General features: G+C 41.6%; 2 protein-coding genes and 1 pseudogene. All 3 read right to left on the bottom strand.

The window, feature by feature from the left end:
* Positions 1–191: 191 nt before the first annotated feature.
* Positions 192–1,211, bottom strand: coding sequence for an AAA family ATPase (locus tag ACESZH_RS23785; protein ID WP_373219567.1), 1,020 nt, complete (start codon positions 1,209–1,211; stop codon positions 192–194).
* Positions 1,192–1,383, bottom strand: coding sequence for a hypothetical protein (locus tag ACESZH_RS23790; RefSeq protein ID WP_373219565.1), 192 nt, complete (start codon positions 1,381–1,383; stop codon positions 1,192–1,194). Before ACESZH_RS23790 ends, ACESZH_RS23785 begins: the two co-directional genes overlap by 20 nt.
* Positions 1,384–1,636: 253 nt before the next feature.
* A pseudogene (locus tag ACESZH_RS23795) lies at positions 1,637–1,948 on the bottom strand (MBL fold metallo-hydrolase); the annotation flags it as partial.
* Positions 1,949–2,018: the final 70 nt, after the last annotated feature.

Raw genomic sequence — 2,018 nt, forward strand, 5'->3', positions numbered from 1 at the left:
AAGCCCTTTAAATGGACTTATAAAGGTATACCTTTGACGGTTTGATATTGCTTAATTATTAATGCAATGCTGTACTATGACACTTTCAGACTTCGTCTGCAAAGATGTCGTGGGCAAGGGAGTTCCCCCTTGACCTCCTTTAGATACCTCAATCATAAAAGCAGACTGTCCACTCATCAGACAGCCTGCTTTTATTCTCTCAGTATATCGCCCGTCGGCAAAGACCAATACCACAGAAAGCCTTTCTTTTTAGAAATAACCCCCGCTTTCTTCTTTGCCTTTTTTATGGTCGATTTCTTGAACCCTGCGGCTTCAAGTCTTTCTTCACAATCCGTAGACAGCATTTCTCCGTCTTTCAGCATTTCTAAAAGAAATTCTTTCGCCTTGATTTCCTTGTCATTCGGTCTGCCCATTTTTGGTGCGAGGGACTGGAACGCTTCTTCTGCTGTCATTTCCATTTCAGAAATAAAGTCAACTCCTTTTTCCGCAACCTCAAAAAGAATTGCCGAACCTGTCGGGGCAAGGTTGGATTTTACCTGCACCATATATCTTTCCGCTGGTGCTTCTTTGTTCGGTGTGCGTGTGATTGCAAGAATACTTCTTGCAGCACCCGCAATATCAATCGAACCGTTGGTGCGATAAAGCGGGTTAGTATCTTTCATCTTATTCATATGAGCGATAATCACGATGGCACAGCCAGTATTTTTTGCAACCGCTATCAGATGATTAAACTCTGCTCGTGTTTCGTTGGCATTGTTCATTGAACAGCTCTCTCCGATATAGGAACTCATCGGGTCAAGAATTAAAAGTCTTGCGTGATACCTTTCGATTGCTTCAGCAATACGGTTATCCCCAAAGGATAAAGACTTCACATCTTCCTTAATGAAGATAAGGTTTTCTCCGTTACCGCCAGCCGAATTAAATCGGGGTACTACCGTATCGTCTGCGTCATCTTCCGTTGTCTGATAAATAATAGTCATAGGCTCGATTTCTTTATCGCTAAAGGGGAGATGTTCTCCTTTTGAAAGCAGGGCGGCGATTGACAGCATTAACTTGCTTTTTCCATCGCCGGGGTCGCCCTGCAAAAGCGTAACCTTACCAAACGGAATATACGGATACCACAGCCATTTCACTTCTTTCGGTTCGATTTCACTTGCCTTGATAACTTCAAGAGGTACATTTACATTCATTTCATTTTCCACTTGCTTCATTTTTCTTCGTTCTCCTTTTCGATAAATACTTAGGGCAATGCACCACGATACAACGGAAACTCTGTTTACAGTCATTACTGCATTTTCTGCAAATCTCGTTGTAAGTAATGCGATTTCTTTCATTCAGAAACAACGCCCACTCTTGTTTCCGTTTTTTGCTCATTCTCGGCATATCAATCCACCTTTCCGTCTGAAAATAAAAAAACCACAGGAAAGATACTTCAAGCCTTGTTTCTGTCATTTCTCGGGGCGAAAATCGGGCAAAATTGCCTTTCTAAGCCTTTCGAAAAATTACACAAGGTCTTTGTACTAACCTGTGGTTATGTATGAAATTGTAGGGTTTTGGGTAACAAAAAACACCGTATTTCTACGATGTTTTTTGTCATTTATATTCTATTTGAGATAGCGACAAACTGAAAGTTGCTTTACAGCCATACCGACCAATCGCCATAGTCGAAAGTTCCGCTGCCGTGATGAAGTTGTCCGTTAGTTTTGAGCTGTCTAAACGCGTCTCGCATACGAATTAAAATCTCAGGCTGAATATCAAGCGAATGATGTGCGGGGAATACCCTATTTGCAGGAAGCTCTGCAATATTTTCAAGCGAACGCAAATAAGCGTGGGGGTCAGTGGACGGAAACCACGCCGTCAGCGTATCCTTGTAAACTAAATCACCCGTATAGAGATAGCCCTTTTTATTCTCCCAAAAGCACATATGACCGGGAGAATGTCCGGTAGTGTAAAATAGTTTGTGTTTCTGGTAAAAAATAACTCTTTTTTGGTAAGAATTCAGATATGACAATTCTTAT

It is taken from the genome of Ruminococcus sp. 5_1_39BFAA, assembly GCF_964240875.1.
Lineage (GTDB): Bacteria > Bacillota > Clostridia > Lachnospirales > Lachnospiraceae > Blautia_A.